General features: G+C 69.3%; 16 protein-coding genes. 13 read left to right on the top strand and 3 right to left on the bottom strand.

Annotation, left to right across the window (positions count from 1 at the left end):
- Window positions 1-13 precede the first annotated feature (13 nt).
- Entirely contained in the window at window positions 14-499 is a 486-nt protein-coding gene (locus ACNJ7K_RS16145) for a MarR family winged helix-turn-helix transcriptional regulator (protein ID WP_487041921.1), read from the bottom strand.
- Between the two features lie 110 nt (window positions 500-609).
- Between ACNJ7K_RS16145 and ACNJ7K_RS16140 the strand changes: the two genes are divergently transcribed.
- From ACNJ7K_RS16140 to ACNJ7K_RS16095, 10 genes are all read left to right on the top strand, one after another.
- A complete protein-coding gene (locus ACNJ7K_RS16140) occupies window positions 610-1,398 on the top strand; it encodes a dioxygenase family protein (protein ID WP_159418086.1) in 789 nt (262 codons plus the stop codon).
- A 44-nt stretch (window positions 1,399-1,442) separates the two neighbouring features.
- On the top strand, window positions 1,443-3,026 hold the full coding sequence (locus ACNJ7K_RS16135; protein ID WP_024101208.1) for an anthranilate synthase component I: 1,584 nt from the start codon (window positions 1,443-1,445) through the stop codon (window positions 3,024-3,026).
- Window positions 3,023-3,688 (top strand): TIGR02234 family membrane protein, encoded by a 666-nt coding sequence (locus ACNJ7K_RS16130; protein WP_487041920.1) that lies wholly within the window; start codon window positions 3,023-3,025, stop codon window positions 3,686-3,688. The genes ACNJ7K_RS16135 and ACNJ7K_RS16130 overlap by 4 nt, the downstream gene beginning before the upstream one ends.
- A 91-nt stretch (window positions 3,689-3,779) precedes the next feature.
- The gene (gene trpC / locus ACNJ7K_RS16125; protein WP_016696041.1) at window positions 3,780-4,589 is read left to right on the top strand and encodes an indole-3-glycerol phosphate synthase TrpC; all 810 of its coding nucleotides are present in this window, start codon (window positions 3,780-3,782) and stop codon (window positions 4,587-4,589) included.
- A gap of 112 nt (window positions 4,590-4,701) precedes the next feature.
- Window positions 4,702-5,964: a tryptophan synthase subunit beta gene (trpB, locus tag ACNJ7K_RS16120; RefSeq protein ID WP_088898416.1), complete on the top strand. Its 1,263-nt coding sequence runs from the start codon at window positions 4,702-4,704 to the stop codon at window positions 5,962-5,964.
- Window positions 5,961-6,764: a tryptophan synthase subunit alpha gene (gene trpA / locus ACNJ7K_RS16115; RefSeq protein ID WP_060652878.1), complete on the top strand. Its 804-nt coding sequence runs from the start codon at window positions 5,961-5,963 to the stop codon at window positions 6,762-6,764. The genes trpB and trpA overlap by 4 nt, the downstream gene beginning before the upstream one ends.
- On the top strand, window positions 6,761-7,762 hold the full coding sequence (gene lgt / locus ACNJ7K_RS16110) for a prolipoprotein diacylglyceryl transferase (protein ID WP_159418088.1): 1,002 nt from the start codon (window positions 6,761-6,763) through the stop codon (window positions 7,760-7,762). The genes trpA and lgt overlap by 4 nt, the downstream gene beginning before the upstream one ends.
- Window positions 7,759-8,694: a TM2 domain-containing protein gene (locus ACNJ7K_RS16105; RefSeq protein ID WP_487041919.1), complete on the top strand. Its 936-nt coding sequence runs from the start codon at window positions 7,759-7,761 to the stop codon at window positions 8,692-8,694. Before lgt ends, ACNJ7K_RS16105 begins: the two co-directional genes overlap by 4 nt.
- Window positions 8,695-8,785: 91 nt before the next feature.
- A complete protein-coding gene (pyk, locus tag ACNJ7K_RS16100; RefSeq protein WP_060652879.1) occupies window positions 8,786-10,207 on the top strand; it encodes a pyruvate kinase in 1,422 nt (473 codons plus the stop codon).
- Window positions 10,204-11,088: an acyl-CoA thioesterase II gene (locus ACNJ7K_RS16095; protein WP_060652880.1), complete on the top strand. Its 885-nt coding sequence runs from the start codon at window positions 10,204-10,206 to the stop codon at window positions 11,086-11,088. The genes pyk and ACNJ7K_RS16095 overlap by 4 nt, the downstream gene beginning before the upstream one ends.
- Here the strand turns inward: ACNJ7K_RS16095 and ACNJ7K_RS16090 are convergent.
- Together ACNJ7K_RS16090 and ACNJ7K_RS16085 are read right to left on the bottom strand one after the other, a co-directional pair.
- On the bottom strand, window positions 11,055-11,552 hold the full coding sequence (locus ACNJ7K_RS16090; protein WP_120283117.1) for a MarR family winged helix-turn-helix transcriptional regulator: 498 nt from the start codon (window positions 11,550-11,552) through the stop codon (window positions 11,055-11,057). The genes ACNJ7K_RS16095 and ACNJ7K_RS16090 overlap by 34 nt on opposite strands.
- Window positions 11,549-12,166, bottom strand: coding sequence for a DJ-1/PfpI family protein (locus ACNJ7K_RS16085; RefSeq protein ID WP_268653831.1), 618 nt, complete (start codon window positions 12,164-12,166; stop codon window positions 11,549-11,551). The genes ACNJ7K_RS16090 and ACNJ7K_RS16085 overlap by 4 nt, the downstream gene beginning before the upstream one ends.
- 350 nt (window positions 12,167-12,516) lie before the next feature.
- Here ACNJ7K_RS16085 and ACNJ7K_RS16080 point away from each other — a divergent pair, with 350 nt between their 5' ends.
- The 3 genes from ACNJ7K_RS16080 to ACNJ7K_RS16070 are packed head-to-tail and all read left to right on the top strand — an operon-like array spanning window position 12,517 to window position 15,461.
- A complete protein-coding gene (locus ACNJ7K_RS16080) occupies window positions 12,517-13,545 on the top strand; it encodes an isopenicillin N synthase family dioxygenase (protein ID WP_372473822.1) in 1,029 nt (342 codons plus the stop codon).
- Between the two features lie 60 nt (window positions 13,546-13,605).
- A complete protein-coding gene (locus ACNJ7K_RS16075; protein WP_016696051.1) occupies window positions 13,606-14,442 on the top strand; it encodes a MetQ/NlpA family ABC transporter substrate-binding protein in 837 nt (278 codons plus the stop codon).
- Window positions 14,442-15,461, top strand: a complete 1,020-nt coding sequence (locus ACNJ7K_RS16070) for a methionine ABC transporter ATP-binding protein (RefSeq protein ID WP_120283110.1) — start codon at window positions 14,442-14,444, stop codon at window positions 15,459-15,461. Before ACNJ7K_RS16075 ends, ACNJ7K_RS16070 begins: the two co-directional genes overlap by 1 nt.
- The last annotated feature ends 12 nt before the right edge of the window (window positions 15,462-15,473 follow it).

Raw genomic sequence — 15,473 nt, 5'->3', positions numbered from 1 at the left:
GTGAGGCGGCGGCTCACGCCTTGCCGATGCCGCCGGCGATCCCCTCGTCGATCTGCTCGACCAGGGCGGAGCCCAGGCGCGCGAGCGCGCGCACCTGGTCGTCGTCGAGGCCGTCGAACACGAGCCTGCGCACCGCCTCGACGTGGCTCGGTGCCGCCTCGACGACGGTGTCGTAACCGGCATCGGTGAGCACGGCGTACGAACCGCGACTGCCCGGAACCGGTTCGCGTCGAACCCAGCCGCGCTTCTCGAGGCGCGTGACGACGTGCGAGAGCCGCGACAGCGACGCGTTGGCCTCGGCGGCGAGGGTGTTGAGACGCAGTCGGCGCTCGGGGTTCTCGGAGAGCAGTGCGAGGACGAAGTACTCGAAGTGCGTCATGTCGGAGTCGCGTTGCATCTGGGTGTCGAGCGCGGCCGGCAGTCGCGTGACGACGGAGACGAGCGCCCGCCAGGCGTTCTGCTGCGTCGGATCGAGCCACCGCGGGTCCTCGTTGCTCATGCCTGCTCCTCGCTCGTTCGGTCTCGCTGTCGCACCCGGCCGGGGAATGAGCATGGCCGCGCGACGGGTTCTCCTCTATGATACTTGAAGCTTCAACTTGAGGGGATGTCATGACCATCGATTCCGCGACCACGCCCGCCCTGTACCTCAGTCACGGCGCCCCGCCGCTCGTCGACAGCGAACTGTGGGTGTCACAGCTGCAGCGCTGGGCAGCCGACCTGCCGCGACCCACAGCGATCCTCGTGGTCTCGGCGCACTGGGAATCCGCTCCGCTGACCATCGGTTCGACGACCACCGGCACCCCGCTCGTGTACGACTTCGGGGGATTCCCGCGCCGTTTCTACGAGGTGACCTACACCAGCCCCGGCGCGCCCGAACTGGCCCGGCAGGTCGCGGCACTGATGCCCGACGACGAACCGGTCGTGCAGCAACCCCACCGCGGACTCGACCACGGTGCCTACGTGCCGCTGACCGTCATGTACCCGGATGCCGACATCCCGGTGCTGCAGATCTCCTTACCCACACTGGATCCGGAACGCCTGCTGCACCTGGGCACACGACTGCGGCCGCTGCGCGAGCAGGGTGTGCTCATCATCGGTTCCGGATTCACCACGCACGGTCTGCCCTTCCTGCGCGACCCGCGCCCCGAGGCGCCCGCACCGGGCTGGTCCGCGGAGTTCGACCACTGGACCGCCGAGCAGCTCGCGCGCGGCGACGTCGACGCGCTGCTCGACTTCCGGCACCGCGCACCGGGCATGCCCTACGCGCATCCGACGGTCGAGCACTTCGCCCCACTGTTCGTCACCCTCGGTGCCTCCGACGCTCCCGGCCGCGGCATCGACCAGGTCGTCGACGGCTTCTGGATGGGCCTGGCCAAGCGCTCGTTCCAGGTCGCCTGACGGCGGCTGCAGAGCCGGACGAGGTCCCTGGGATGATGGGGCCCATGTCCGGCGAGCCCACCACCATTCCCGCAGCCACCACCGACTCCTCGGGTGGCGGCCGTTCCGATTCGACGACCACCCGCGAGCAGTTCCGCCAGCTGGCCGCCGAGCACCGCGTGGTCCCGGTGACCCGCAAGGTGCTCGCGGACGCGGAGACCCCGCTGTCGGCCTACCGCAAGCTCGCGGCCGACCGCCCCGGGACCTTCCTGCTCGAGTCGGCGGAGAACGGCCGGTCGTGGTCGCGGTGGTCGTTCATCGGCGCCGGGAGCCCGGCAGCGCTGACCGTCGTCGACGGCGACGCCGCCTGGTACGGCAACGTCCCGGCCGGCGCGCCCACGGGTGGCAACCCCGTCGACGTCCTCGGGGAGACCCTCCAGTTGCTCCACACCGATCGCATCCACGGACTGCCGCCCCTCACCAGCGGCATGGTCGGTTATCTCGGCTACGACGTCGTCCGTCATCTCGAGAAGCTGCCGACGCTCGCCGAGGACGATCTGCAGATCCCCGAGATGGTGATGCTGCTGGCCACCGACCTCGCGGCCGTCGACCACCACGAGGGCATGATCTGGCTCATCGCCAACGCCGTGAACTGGGACGGCTCCGACGAGCGCGTCGACGAGGCCTACGACGACGCCGTCGCCCGCCTCGATCGGATGACCGCGGCGCTCGCCGCGCCCGCGCCGGCCACCGTCGCGACCTACTCGCGGCCCGAACCCGACTACCGCCGTCAGCGCACCACCGAGTCGTTCTGCACGGACGTCCGCAAACTGATCGGCGACATCGAGGCCGGTGAGGCCTTCCAGGTGGTGCTCTCGCAGCGTTTCGAGATCGACTGCGACGCAGAGCCGATCGACGTCTACCGGATGCTCCGCGCCTCCAACCCCAGCCCGTACATGTTCCTGCTCCACATCCCCGGCCCGGACGGCGAGACGGCCTTCTCGATCGTCGGATCGAGCCCGGAGGCGCTCGTGACGGTCTCGGACGGGGTGGCCACCACCCATCCCATCGCCGGGACCCGGTGGCGCGGCGCGAACGAGGAGGAGGACATCCTGCTCGAGAAGGACCTCGTCCACGACGAGAAGGAGAACGCCGAGCACCTCATGCTCGTCGATCTCGGCCGCAACGATCTCGGCCGGGTGTGCACGCCGGGCACCGTCGAGGTGCACGACTACCGCCACATCGAGCGGTACAGCCACGTGATGCACCTCGTCTCCACGGTCACCGGGCGACTCGCGGAGGGCAAGCACGCCCTCGACGCCGTCACGGCGTGTTTCCCCGCCGGGACCCTGTCGGGGGCGCCGAAGGTGCGCGCGATGGAACTGATCGAGGAACTCGAACCCACCCGCCGCGGTATCTACGGCGGCATCGTCGGCTATCTCGACTTCGCGGGCGACGCCGACACCGCCATCGCGATCCGCTCCGCGCTCGTCAAGGACGGCGTCGCCTACGTGCAGGCGGGTGCCGGCATCGTCGCCGACTCCGATCCGGAGGCCGAGGACACCGAGGCCCGCAACAAGGCCATGTCCGCCCTCGCCGCAGTGGCCGCCGCGTCCACCCTCACCACCTACGGCGGTGACGCACGGTGACCGCGGAGACGCCGGACGCCGGCCCCACCACCGGACGCCGGCGCCGGCCGACCGTGATCGCCGCCCTGCTGCTCGGGGTCGGTGCAGCCCTGTTGTGGGCATCGAGCCGGATGTCGTGGGTCACCGCCGTCTCGTCCGACGGACTCGGGATCGACCGCGTCGACGACCTCGAGGGTGGCCGCTGGGCGGCGGCACTGACCCCGCTCGCTCTCGTGCTGCTCGCGGCGGTCGCCGCCGTCTTCGCGGTGCGTGGCCTCGCGCTGCGTCTCGTCTCGCTCGTGGTCGCGGTCGTCGCCGTCGCGGCCGCGATCCCCGCCGTCCGGTTGCTCACCGGCGACGCAGACCCCGAGACCGCGGCCGGTGTCGCCGCGCTGCCCGACCGCGCGACCGTGACCGCCGTCCAGACCTATCCGCTGCCGGCCGTCCTCGCGATCGTCGGCGCCGTCGCGGCCCTCGCTGCGGCGGTGACGCTGTGGCGCACCCCGCGCGAGGCGGCCGGACTGTCGTCGAAATACGACGCCCCGGCAGCACGTCGCGAGGCGGTCGCCCGGCGCGCCGAGAACGACGAACCCCTGTCCGAACGCGGTCTGTGGGACGCGCTGGATGCAGGTGAGGATCCCACGGACGACGGTGGCGAGGGTGATACGGACACCCGCCGGTGACCGCTGTAAACCACTTCACTACTCTTCTAGACAGATCCGATGAGCTTGATCACATCGGGATTGAGCAGGGTGGGAAAGGACTCGAGCCACGATGACAGTTCTCGATTCGATTCTCGAAGGAGTGCGAGCAGACGTCGCCGCCCGTGAGGCGGCCCTCGATCTCGCCTCCGTCAAGGCTGCGGCCGCGGCCGCACCCCCGCCGATCGACGCCAAGGCCGCGCTGCGCGAACCGGGCATCGCGGTCATCGCCGAGGTCAAGCGTGCCAGCCCCTCGAAGGGTGCTCTCGCCGACATCGCCGATCCCGCCGAGCTCGCTGCAGCGTACGAGTCCGGAGGCGCTCGCGCCATCAGCGTTCTCACGGAGGAACGCCGATTCCACGGCAGCCTCGCCGATCTCGACGCAGTCCGTCGCGCTGTCCGCATTCCCGTGCTGCGCAAGGACTTCGTGGTCGGTCCCTACCAGATCCACGAGGCGCGGGCACACGGAGCCGACATCGTGCTCCTCATCGTCGCGGCACTCGAGCAGACCGTGCTGACGGCGCTGATCGACCGCGTCGAGTCGCTCGGCATGACCGCGCTGGTCGAGGCGCACACCGAAGAGGAGGCCGACCGCGCCCTCGAAGCCGGCGCCACCGTCATCGGGATCAACGCCCGCAACCTCAAGACCCTCGAGGTCGACAAGACGACCTTCTCGCGCATTGCGCCGGGCCTGCCCAGCAACGTGCTCAAGATCGCCGAGTCGGGTGTTCGCGGCCCGGCCGATCTGCTCGCGTACGCGGGCGCGGGCGCCGACGCGGTGCTCGTCGGAGAGGGACTGGTGACCAGTGGGGATCCGCGCCAGGCAGTCGCCGAACTGGTGACGGTGGGCACGCATCCGTCGTGCCCCAAGCCCGCACGCTGACCGTCCCGGCCGGTCCGGACCCCCACGTGATCCGCGTCGCGTGGTGGGGCAGACTGGACGCGTGACTGCAGACGATTCCGCACTTTCCGCCAAGGGCCGAGGGCTTCCTTCGATGAGCGAAGCCCTCGCCACTCCGACCGCGCACGAACCCGACGTCCGCGGCCATTTCGGAGTCTTCGGTGGCCGCTATGTGCCCGAGGCGCTCATGGCGGTGATCGAGGAGGTCACCGCTGCCTACGAGAAGGAACGCGTCGATCCCGGCTTCCTGGCCGAACTCGACCGCCTGCAGCGCGACTACACCGGACGCCCGTCTCCGGTCTACGAGGCCACCCGCCTGAGCGAACACGCCGGCGGAGCGCGCATCTTCCTCAAGCGCGAGGATCTCAACCACACCGGCTCACACAAGATCAACAACGTGCTCGGGCAGGTACTGCTCGCCAAGCGCATGGGTAAGACCCGCGTGATCGCCGAGACCGGCGCCGGCCAGCACGGCGTCGCCACCGCCACCGCATGCGCGCTGCTCGGTCTCGAATGCCGCGTCTACATGGGCGAGGTCGATACCGAACGGCAGGCCCTCAACGTCGCGCGCATGCGTCTGCTCGGCTCCGAGGTCATCGCCGCCAAGACCGGATCGCGCACCCTCAAGGACGCGATCAACGAGGCGATGCGCGACTGGGTCACCAACGCCGACAACACCTACTACTGCTTCGGCACCGCCGCCGGCCCGCATCCCTTCCCGGCGATGGTCCGCGACTTCCAGCGCATCATCGGCCTCGAAGCGCGCGCCCAGATCCGAGAGCTCACCGGTCGTCTGCCCGATGCCGTCGTCGCCTGCGTCGGTGGCGGATCGAACGCGATCGGCATCTTCCACCCGTTCATCGACGACCCGTCCGTCAAGCTCGTCGGCTGCGAGGCCGGGGGAGACGGGGTGGAGACCGGACGGCACGCCGCCACCATCGGCGGCGGCACCCACGGTGCCCTGCACGGCGCGTTCTCGTATCTGCTGCAGAACGAGGACGGCCAGACCATCGAATCGCATTCGATCTCCGCCGGTCTCGACTATCCCGGCGTCGGCCCCGAACATGCCTGGCTCGCCGACACCGGCCGGGCCGAGTACCGCGCCGTCACCGACAGTGAGGCCATGGAGGCCTTCGCGCTGCTGTGCCGCACCGAGGGCATCATCCCCGCCATCGAGTCGGCACACGCCGTCGCCGGTGCCGTCAGGCTCGGCCCCGAGCTCGGCAAGGGCGCCATCGTCCTGGTCAACCTCTCCGGCCGCGGGGACAAGGACGTCGACACCGCCGCCAAGTGGTTCGGCTACCTGCCGACCGACGAGTCCGCCGACCGGACCGGCACCGAAGGAGCAGCACAGTGAGCGCCCCGCACGAACGCCTGACCGAGATCTTCGCGACCTGCCGTGCCGAGAACCGCGCCGCACTGGTCGGCTACCTGCCGGTCGGCTATCCCACCGTCGAGCGTTCCGTCGAGGCGATGAAGACCCTCGTCGAGGGCGGCTGCGATCTCATCGAGGTCGGCATCCCCTACAGCGACCCGGTCATGGACGGCACCACCATCCAGAACGCGGCGTTCGAGGCGATCGCCAACGGCGTCCGGGTCCGCGACGTCTTCCCGGCCGTCGAGGCGATCACCGCCGCCGGTGGCGCCGCGGTCGTGATGACCTACTGGAACCTCGTGCTCAAGTACGGCGTCGAGAACTTCGCCCGTGACCTCGCGGCCGCGGGTGGACTCGGCATCATCACCCCCGACCTCGTCCCGGACGAAGCGGAGGAATGGATTGCCGCGGCCGACAAGTACGGACTCGGCAGGATCTTCCTGGTCGCACCGTCGTCGACCAACGAGCGCCTCGCGACCACCCTCGACAAGTGCCGCGGCTTCGTCTACGCCACCTCGACCATGGGTGTCACCGGCGCCCGCGACAGCGTCGACAACCGCGCGCCGGAGATCGTCGCCCGGGTGCGCACGCACTCCGAGATCCCGGTCGGTGTCGGCCTCGGTGTGCGCAACGGTGCCCAGGCCGCGGAGATCGCGGGCTACGCAGACGGCGTGATCGTCGGCTCCGCGCTGGTCTCCGCCGTGGCCGAGGGACACGACGCGTTGCTCGCACTGACTCGGGATCTCGCGAAGGGCGTTCGCTCCGCTAACGTGCACTCGTGACATCCACTGCCTCTGTTCTGGCCTATCTGCCGAGTCCGCCGCAGGGCGTCTGGTATCTCGGACCCTTCGCCCTCCGCGCCTACGCCCTGTGCATCATCGTCGGGATCGTCGTGGCGATCTGGTGGGGCGACCGCCGCTGGGTCGCACGCGGCGGACAGGCCGGCACCGTCCTCGACATCGCCGTGTGGGCGGTGCCCTTCGGCCTGATCGGTGGGCGGCTCTACCACGTCGCCACCGACTGGCAGAAGTACTTCGGAGACGGCAACGACCCCGTCGACGCCCTGAAGATCTGGGAGGGCGGCCTCGGCATCTGGGGTGCGGTCGCCTTCGGTGCGCTCGGTGCGTGGATCGGGTGCCGTCGGCGGGGGATCCCGCTGCCGGCCTTCGGGGACGCTCTCGCCCCGGCGATCCTGCTGGCGCAGGCCATCGGACGCCTCGGCAACTGGTTCAACCAGGAACTCTACGGTCGCGAGACCACGGTGGCGTGGGGACTCGAGATCTACGAACGGCGCAACGACGCGGGGCAGGTCGCGCCCGGGTTGGTCGACGGCGTGTCCACCGGCGAGGTGGCCTTCGTCGTGCACCCGACCTTCCTCTACGAGCTGCTGTGGAACCTCGCCGTCGTGCTGCTGCTGGTGTTCGTCGACCGGAAGTTCACGATCGGCCACGGACGCCTGTTCGCCCTCTACGTGGCCGGGTACTGCGCGGGCCGGTTCTGGATCGAGCTCATGCGCACCGACGCGGCGACCCAGATCGCGGGTATCCGGATCAACTCGTTCACCTCGGGCATCGTGTTCGTGCTCGCGGTCGCCTACTTCGTCCTCGCCCGCAAGGGCCGCGAGGACCCCGCGTCGCTGAACCCCGCCGCCGCGGGCGCCGGGGGAGAGCCGGCCGCACAGGGCGAGGGCGGGACGGGCGTCGAGTCGGACAGCTCGTCGTCCGCCGCCGGTAGAGTCGACGAAGCGACGTCCGGAGACAGCAAAGGGGATCACTCGTGACCACACAGGACCCGGGAACTTCGGGAGCATCCGATTCGGAGCCTGCCAAGCCGGAGCCTGCCAAGCCGGAGCCCGACACGACGGAGCCTGCCAAGCCCGACCTGACGAAGCGGAGCGAGTCCGCCTCCGGCGCCGACACGCCGGAGCGGTCCTCGGAGAGCGAGCACACCCCGCCTCCCGATCTCGGACGCGCGTTCGATTACGACGCCACCGCGCAGGCCTCGTTGTCCGCTCAACCGCCCACCCTCGACTCCCTCGGTGGTTCCACCGGCACTCCGGGACCGGGATGGGACACCTACTCGGGTGTCGGCAACGGACCGGGTTGGGGGACCACGCCCAGCTACCCGCCACCGGCCGAGCACGAGTCCGACTATCCGTCCCCGGGCGACTACCCTTACGGCGAGCATCAGGGCCGGCCCGAGACCGGCACCGGACCGGTCTACGGGACACCCGATCCGCACTACCCGATCGGGTCCCCGCAGCAGGACCCGTCGCAGGGCCGGTACACCGGTCCGCAGGGATCGCAGCAGCCGGGTTACGGTCCGCCGCCGCAGGGCGGGCAGGGTTACGGTCCGCCGCCGCAGAGCGGACAGGGATACGGTCCGCCGCCCGGCTACGGGGTGATGCCCGCCTACGGCTACCCCGACCCGTCGAACCCGTACGGTCGCGACGCCGCAGCGCCCTTCGGGCGCGATCCCTACACCGGCGAGCCGTACTCCGACAAGAGCAAGGTCACCGCAGGTGTGCTGGAGATCCTGCTCGGCGCCTTCGGTGCCGGACGTTTCTATCTCGACCAGCCGGGTACGGCGGTCGCGCAGATCGCCGTCACGTGGCTCACCTGCGGTATCGGGGGCATCTGGCCGCTGATCGACGGCATCCTCATGCTCACCGGCAAGGTCCGTGACAAGAACGGACGCCAGCTCCGTCCGTGACATCCCGACGTCTCCGTCCCATCGGCACCCCGGCGACACGCACCGGGGTGCTGGGATGGAGGGTCGCAGGCTCGGAGGCTAGGCTCGAAGCGTGACCCGACGCACCAAGATCGTTTGCACTATGGGGCCGGCCACCGCCGACCCCGATGTCCTGCGGAATCTCGTCGACGCCGGAATGGACGTCGCCCGCCTGAATTTCAGCCACGGTGAACACGCCGACCACGAGGGCCACTACAACCGGGTCCGCGCTGCGTCGGAGGCCTCCGGGCACGCCGTCGGCATCCTCGCCGATCTCCAGGGGCCGAAGATCCGGCTCGGACGATTCGCCGAGGACCGCACCGTGTGGGAACACGGTGAAGTGGTCCGCATCACCGTCGACGACGTGGTCGGAGACCACGACCGCGTCTCGACCACCTACAAGGAACTCGCCCAGGACGCCGTCGCCGGCGACCGGTTGCTCGTCGACGACGGCAAGGTCGGTCTCGTCGTCGAGGCGGTCGAGGGCAACGACGTCGTCTGCCGCGTCATCGAGGGCGGACCCGTCAGCAACAACAAGGGTGTCTCCCTGCCGGGGATGAACGTCTCCGTTCCGGCCATGTCGGAGAAGGACATCGAGGATCTCGAGTTCGCCCTGCGCCTCGGTGTCGACTTCATCGCCCTGTCGTTCGTGCGGTCACCGGCCGACGTCGAACTCGTTCACGAGGTCATGGACCGCGTCGGGCGGCACGTGCCGGTGATCGCCAAGCTCGAGAAGCCCGAGGCCGTCGAGAATCTCGAGGCCGTGGTCCTCGCCTTCGACGCGGTCATGGTGGCGCGCGGCGACCTCGGCGTCGAACTTCCGCTCGAGGAAGTACCACTCGTGCAGAAGCGCGCGATCCAGATCGCACGCGAGAACGCCAAGCCCGTCATCGTCGCGACGCAGATGCTCGAATCGATGATCGAGAACTCGCGTCCCACCCGCGCCGAGGCCTCCGACGTGGCCAACGCCGTGCTCGACGGCACCGACGCCGTGATGCTCTCGGGTGAGACCTCCGTCGGCAAGTTCCCCGTCGAAACGGTCCGCACGATGGCGCGCATCATCGCCGCCGTCGAGTCGGATTCGACGGAAGTACCTGCGCTGACGCACGTTCCGCGCACCAAGCGCGGTGTCATCTCGTACGCCGCCCGCGACATCGGCGAGCGTCTCGACGCCAAGGCGCTCGTCGCGTTCACCCAGTCGGGCGACACCGTGCGACGACTCGCGCGGCTGCACACCCCGCTGCCGCTGCTCGCGTTCACGCCCGTCCCGCACATCCGTAACCAGCTGGCGCTGACGTGGGGCACCGAGACCTTCTCGGTCGAGCCGGTCGACACCACCGACCAGATGGTCGAACAGGTCGACGCGGCGTTGCTGTCGCTGGGCCGGTACCAGCGCGGCGACCTCGTGGTGATCGTCGCCGGAGCGCCTCCGGGACGCTCGGGTTCGACCAACCTCATCCACGTGCACCGGTTGGGTGAGAAAGACACCCGGTGACACTGTCGGACACAACGGATCTCGACGTTCTCCTCGGACTGCTCGACCTGGAGCAGGTCGAGGAGAACGTCTTCCGTGGCGGTCATCCCGCACAGGTCGGCAGCCGCACCTTCGGCGGTCAACTCGTCGCGCAGGCGCTCATCGCGGCCGGGCGCACCGTCGGTGATCGACCCGTGCACGCGATCAACGCCCATTTCATCCGGGGCGGCGACGTCAAGCGGCCCATCGACTACCACGTCGTCACCCACCGCGACGGCCGCGACTTCGCGAACAGGATGGTCACCGCGTACCAGGACGACCAGGAACTGTTCGTCATGCTCGCCGCCTTCCAGCGGTGGGGCAAGGGCCTCGAGCACTCGGTGACCGTTCCCGATGTTCCGCTGCCCGAAGCACTTCCGCCGATCGGCGAACGTCTGCGTGGCTTCGAGGAGCAGTTGCCGCATTTCGTCGGCGCACTCAAGCCGATCGACATGCGGTACGCCAACGACCCCGCCTGGGTGTTGCGGGGAACGGGGGAGAAGCTCGGCCACAACCGCGTGTGGATGCGCGCCGACGGGCAACTACCCGACGCTCCGCTGCTCCACGTCGCCACGCTGGCCTACGCGTCCGACACGACCGTCCTCGACTCGATCCTCACCACGCACGGCCTCTCGTGGGGACTCGACCGGATCGTAGCTGCGACGGTCAACCATTCGATCTGGTTCCACCGTCCGCTCCGCTTCGACGAATGGCACCTGTACGCCACGGAATCCCCGGTGGCAGCCGGTTCTCGCGGGATGGCGACGGGCCGCTACTTCACCATCGAGGGCGAACTCGTCGCCACCGTCGTGCAGGAAGGGCTCATCCGTCACTTCCCGCCGCGTCGTCCATCGGGGAGCTGATCGGCCGATCGGTCGAGGGCGGCCGACAACGCGCGCATGCCCTCCACGATCCGCGCCAGGTTCTCGGATCCGGTCTCCTCGCACAGTGCCCGCGCGGCGTCGGTGTGGGCGGGGCCGATGGCACGGATCGCGTCGCGGCCGGCCGGTGTCATCGCGACGAGCTTGGCGCGACGGTGCGCCGGATTGGGGCGGTACTCCGCCAGGCCCTTGTCGACGAGGAGATCGGCGATGCGCTGCACGCTCTGCCGGGTGATGCCCATCTCGCGGGCGATCGCGGACACCGGCAGCGGAGCGGGGGAGACCGCGCCGAGGACCTGCCACCAGGCCGCGGTCAGGCCCACCGGACGCGCCAGGGTCTCGGCCAGCGCGAGAAACTGGCCGTTGAGCCGGAAGGCCGTCAGTGCGGCCGCGCTGAGCAGTTCGGCCTCGGCCGGGTGCTGCTCGGCCGCGTTCGGTTCTGTCACGAGCCGGAGGACATGAGCTCGTAGTAGCCGCGCGGGTCGCGCTCGCCGTAGAGGGCGTACCAGGCGTCGAGCACGCGCGGTTCGTAGATGTCGAGGCGGGCGAGGATCGCGCGGGCGAAGTCGACGGGGGCGATGCCGCTCGCGGTGATGAGATCACCGTCCGTGACCGCGGGTTCGTCCCGATACAGATCGGCGCCCCCGTAGCCGATGCCCTGCAGGAATTCGAGAGCGTTGCTCGTGTGCGGTCGCTCGTCGAGCAGGCCGGCTGCCGCGAGCGCCCCGGTCGCGCCGCAGATCGCAGCCACCGGAACGCCGGCGTCGAGGAACTGCCGGGTCTTGTCGACGAAGGGGGCGTAGGCGTCGGTCGGCCAGATGTCGTTGCCCGCGAGGATCAGCATCGCGCTGTTCTCCGGCGTCACGTCCGCGAGCACGGTGTCGGGGAGGATGCGGAGTCCGCCCTTCGTCGTGACCGGTTCCGGCGTGGCTCCGACCGTGCGGACGCGATACCGGCCGGGACTGCGCTGCCATTCCGGATCTGCGATGTGCGGCGTGACGTATCCGATCTCCCAGTCCGCCAGGGTGTCGTACACGGCGATGTGAACTGTTTCGGTCATGACAGCATACTGGCAAAAAAGCAGCATGCTGTCAATGGTGTCGAATCGTCGATCCAGGGTGATTTGCCGGGTGGTCGCGGAGGCGATTAGCCTTGATCAGGACCACGTCGTGGCACTGTCGTCGAAGGTCGCATGCGACCTCATCGGAGGAGAACATGGGCAACACCCACACGCAGACTGTGAGCACACGCGCTCGACGCGCCGTGGCTCCTGCGTGTTGTCGTTGCCGCTGATCGCCCCCTGTCCGGGGCTTCTCGCACTGCTCTCACGATTCCCCTGAGTCCGCTGTGACCGACGATCCGGCGGTGACCGGGAATTCCTCGCATCCGATGCGGTTCGAAAGGCACATCATGTCCGATTCGGCGGTATTGCCCGTCATCGATCTGTCCGATCTCGACGGCGACGAAACAACGCGCAACGCCCTGCTCGATCGTCTCCGGGAGGCCACCCACGAGATCGGGTTCTTCCATCTCGCCGGTCACGGGATCGATCCCGCGCTCGCCGACGAACTCGTCGCGGCGGCCCGCGAGTTCTTCGCCCTCCCCGAGGCGGACAAGCTCGCGATCGAGAACATCCGCTCACCCCACTTCCGCGGCTACACCCGTGTCGGCGGCGAACGCACCCAGGGCTACGTCGACTGGCGCGAACAACTCGACATCGGCCCGGAACGCGACGCCGTCGCCGAGATCGACCCCGACCGCCCCTGGGAGGTGCTGCACGGCCCCAATCTGTGGCCCGAGCAGGTCCCCCGACTGCGTGAACTGGCCCTGCGCTGGATCGACGAGGCCGGCGACGTCGGGCGCCGACTGCTCGGCGCATGGGCCGAGTCCCTCGGCGCCCCCGCCGATCACTTCGAGGATGCCTTCGCCGATCCCGACCCGCTGCTGAAGATCGCACGGTATCCCGGCCACGACCGCTCGGTCACCGATCAGGGAGTCGGCAGCCACAAGGACGTCGGCGCGCTCACGTTGCTCTACCCCGAACCCGGCAGCACCGGATTCCAGGTCGAAGGCGACGGCCGGTGGGTCGACATCGACCCGCTCCCAGGGCATTTCATCGTCAACATCGGCGAACTCCTCGAGGTCGCCACCGGCGGTTACCTCCAGGCGACCGTCCACCGCGTGCTGCCGCCCCCGGCGGGCACCGACCGCGTGTCGCTGCCCTTCTTCCTCAATCCCGGTCTCGACCGCGAACTCCCGCCGGTGGAGCTGCCTGCGGACCTCGCCGCGGTCGCCCGTGGCGTGGGCCCCGACGCGCACGGCGGCACGCTGCACGCCGTCTACGGCCTCAACGCACTCAAGTCCCGCCTGCGGGCACACCCGAACGTGGCGGAGCGTTTTCACGCGGATCTCCTCGCCCGCTTCGCCGCACCCCGATAATCGATCTGTCCGTCCCGCATGTCCAACGTCCCCGCATTTCCAACGGAAGGTATCCACCCGATGTCACTGCGTCGTATCGTCGTCGCGTCCGCCGCGCTCACCCTCGCTGCGGGCCTCGCGGCCTGCTCGTCGTCCGAAGGGGACGACACCACCCTCCGGATCTCGGCGTCGTCCACCCCGCACGTCGAGATCCTCGACCAGATCGTGAGCACCGGGGCGCTGGGCGACTACGAACTCGACATCGTCGAGATCACCGGTGAGGTCGATCCCAACGAACTGCTCGAGGCCGGCGACGTCGACGCGAACTTCTTCCAGCACGAGCCCTACCTGACGGATTGGCAGAAACAGAAGGGTGTCGACGACCTCGTCGCCGTCGCCGACGTGCATCTCGAGCCCATCGGGCTCTACTCGAACAAGATCGCCTCGCTCGACGAGTTGAAGGACGGCGACACCGTCGCCGTGCCGCGCGACACCACCAACTACGCCCGCGCGCTGTACCTGCTCGAATCGGCCGGTCTGCTCGAGATGGACGTGCCGTTCGAGGAGGCCGACCTGTCGGTGGTCACCGAATCGAACATCACCGCCAACCCGAAGAACCTCAACCTGGTCGGCATCGAGCGTCCGCAGCTCGCCCGTCAGCTCGACGACGCACAGATCACCGCCGCCGTGATCAATTCCAACTATGCGCTCGAAGCCGGCCTGAACCCGGCCGAGGACGCCATCGTCACCGAAGAGGTCGAGGACAACCCCTTCTCCAACCTGCTCGTCGTGCGGGCCGAGAACGAGAACGACCCGGCCGTGACCGCCCTGGCCGAGGCCCTCGAGTCGCCCGAGACGGCTGCCTGGATCGAGGAGACCTACTCCGGCGCCGTGCTGCCGGTCCACCCGACGAACTGATGATCGTCGTCGAGAACCTCGTCAAGACCTTCCCCGGAGCCGGACGCTCCGGGGAGGTCGCGGCGCTGCGAGGGGTGTCGCTCGAGATCCCGGACGGCGAGATCTACGGCATCGTGGGTCCGTCCGGATCCGGCAAGTCCACGCTGCTGCGCTGCCTGAACCTGCTCGAGCGGCCCACCTCGGGACGGATCCTGCTCGGTAAGGACGACCTGTCGACCCTGTCCGGTGCGGAACTGCGCGCGGCCCGTCGACGGATCGGGACGGTCTTCCAGCAGTTCAACCTGCTGCACTCGCGCACCGTGATCCGGAACGTCGAGTTCCCCCTCGAAGTGGCCGGGATCGGCAAGGAACAGCGCCGCACGCGGGCGCTCGAGCTGCTCGATCTCGTCGGCCTGGCCGGAAAGGGGGAGAGCTACCCCTCGCAGTTGTCCGGTGGTCAGCAGCAGCGCGTGGGCATCGCCCGCGCACTCGCCGCAGAACCCGAGGTGCTGCTGTGCGACGAGGCGACGAGCGCCCTGGACCCGGACACCACCGATCAGGTCCTCGATCTGGTCGCCGAGGTGAACAGACGACTCGGTGTCACGGTCGTGGTGATCACCCACGAACTCGGGGTGCTGCGCCGGATCTGCAGCTCGGCCGCTCGGCTCGATGCCGGACAGGTGGTCGAGACGGGCCGGATCGTCGATCTCGTCGCCGATCCCGAGTCGGCGCTCGGGCATGCGCTCGTCCCGGTCGGCACCGACCCGTCGACGGGTTCTGGTGCCGACACGGCTCTGGTCACCGCGATCGGTGATGCCGCGCACGGTCCGTGGCTCGCGGAGATGATCCGCGCGATCGACGCCGACATCGCTGTGGTCGGTGGCCGGGTCGAACAGGTCGGCAGCGTCACCGTGGGCCGGATGCGCCTGCGGTTCACGGCGGGCACCGAGCGGGCACTCATCGAGGGCTTCGTGGCCGAACGCCCGTATCTGAGCCTGGCGTGGGGGACGGAAGCCGAACTGGAGGGACTCACGGAATGACGGTGCAGGCGC

Origin of the sequence: Rhodococcus shunpengi (genome assembly GCF_048381395.1) — a bacterium.
GTDB lineage: Bacteria > Actinomycetota > Actinomycetes > Mycobacteriales > Mycobacteriaceae > Rhodococcus.
Note: the sequence above shows the minus strand (reverse complement) of the source record. Positions and strands in the feature narration are given on the sequence as shown.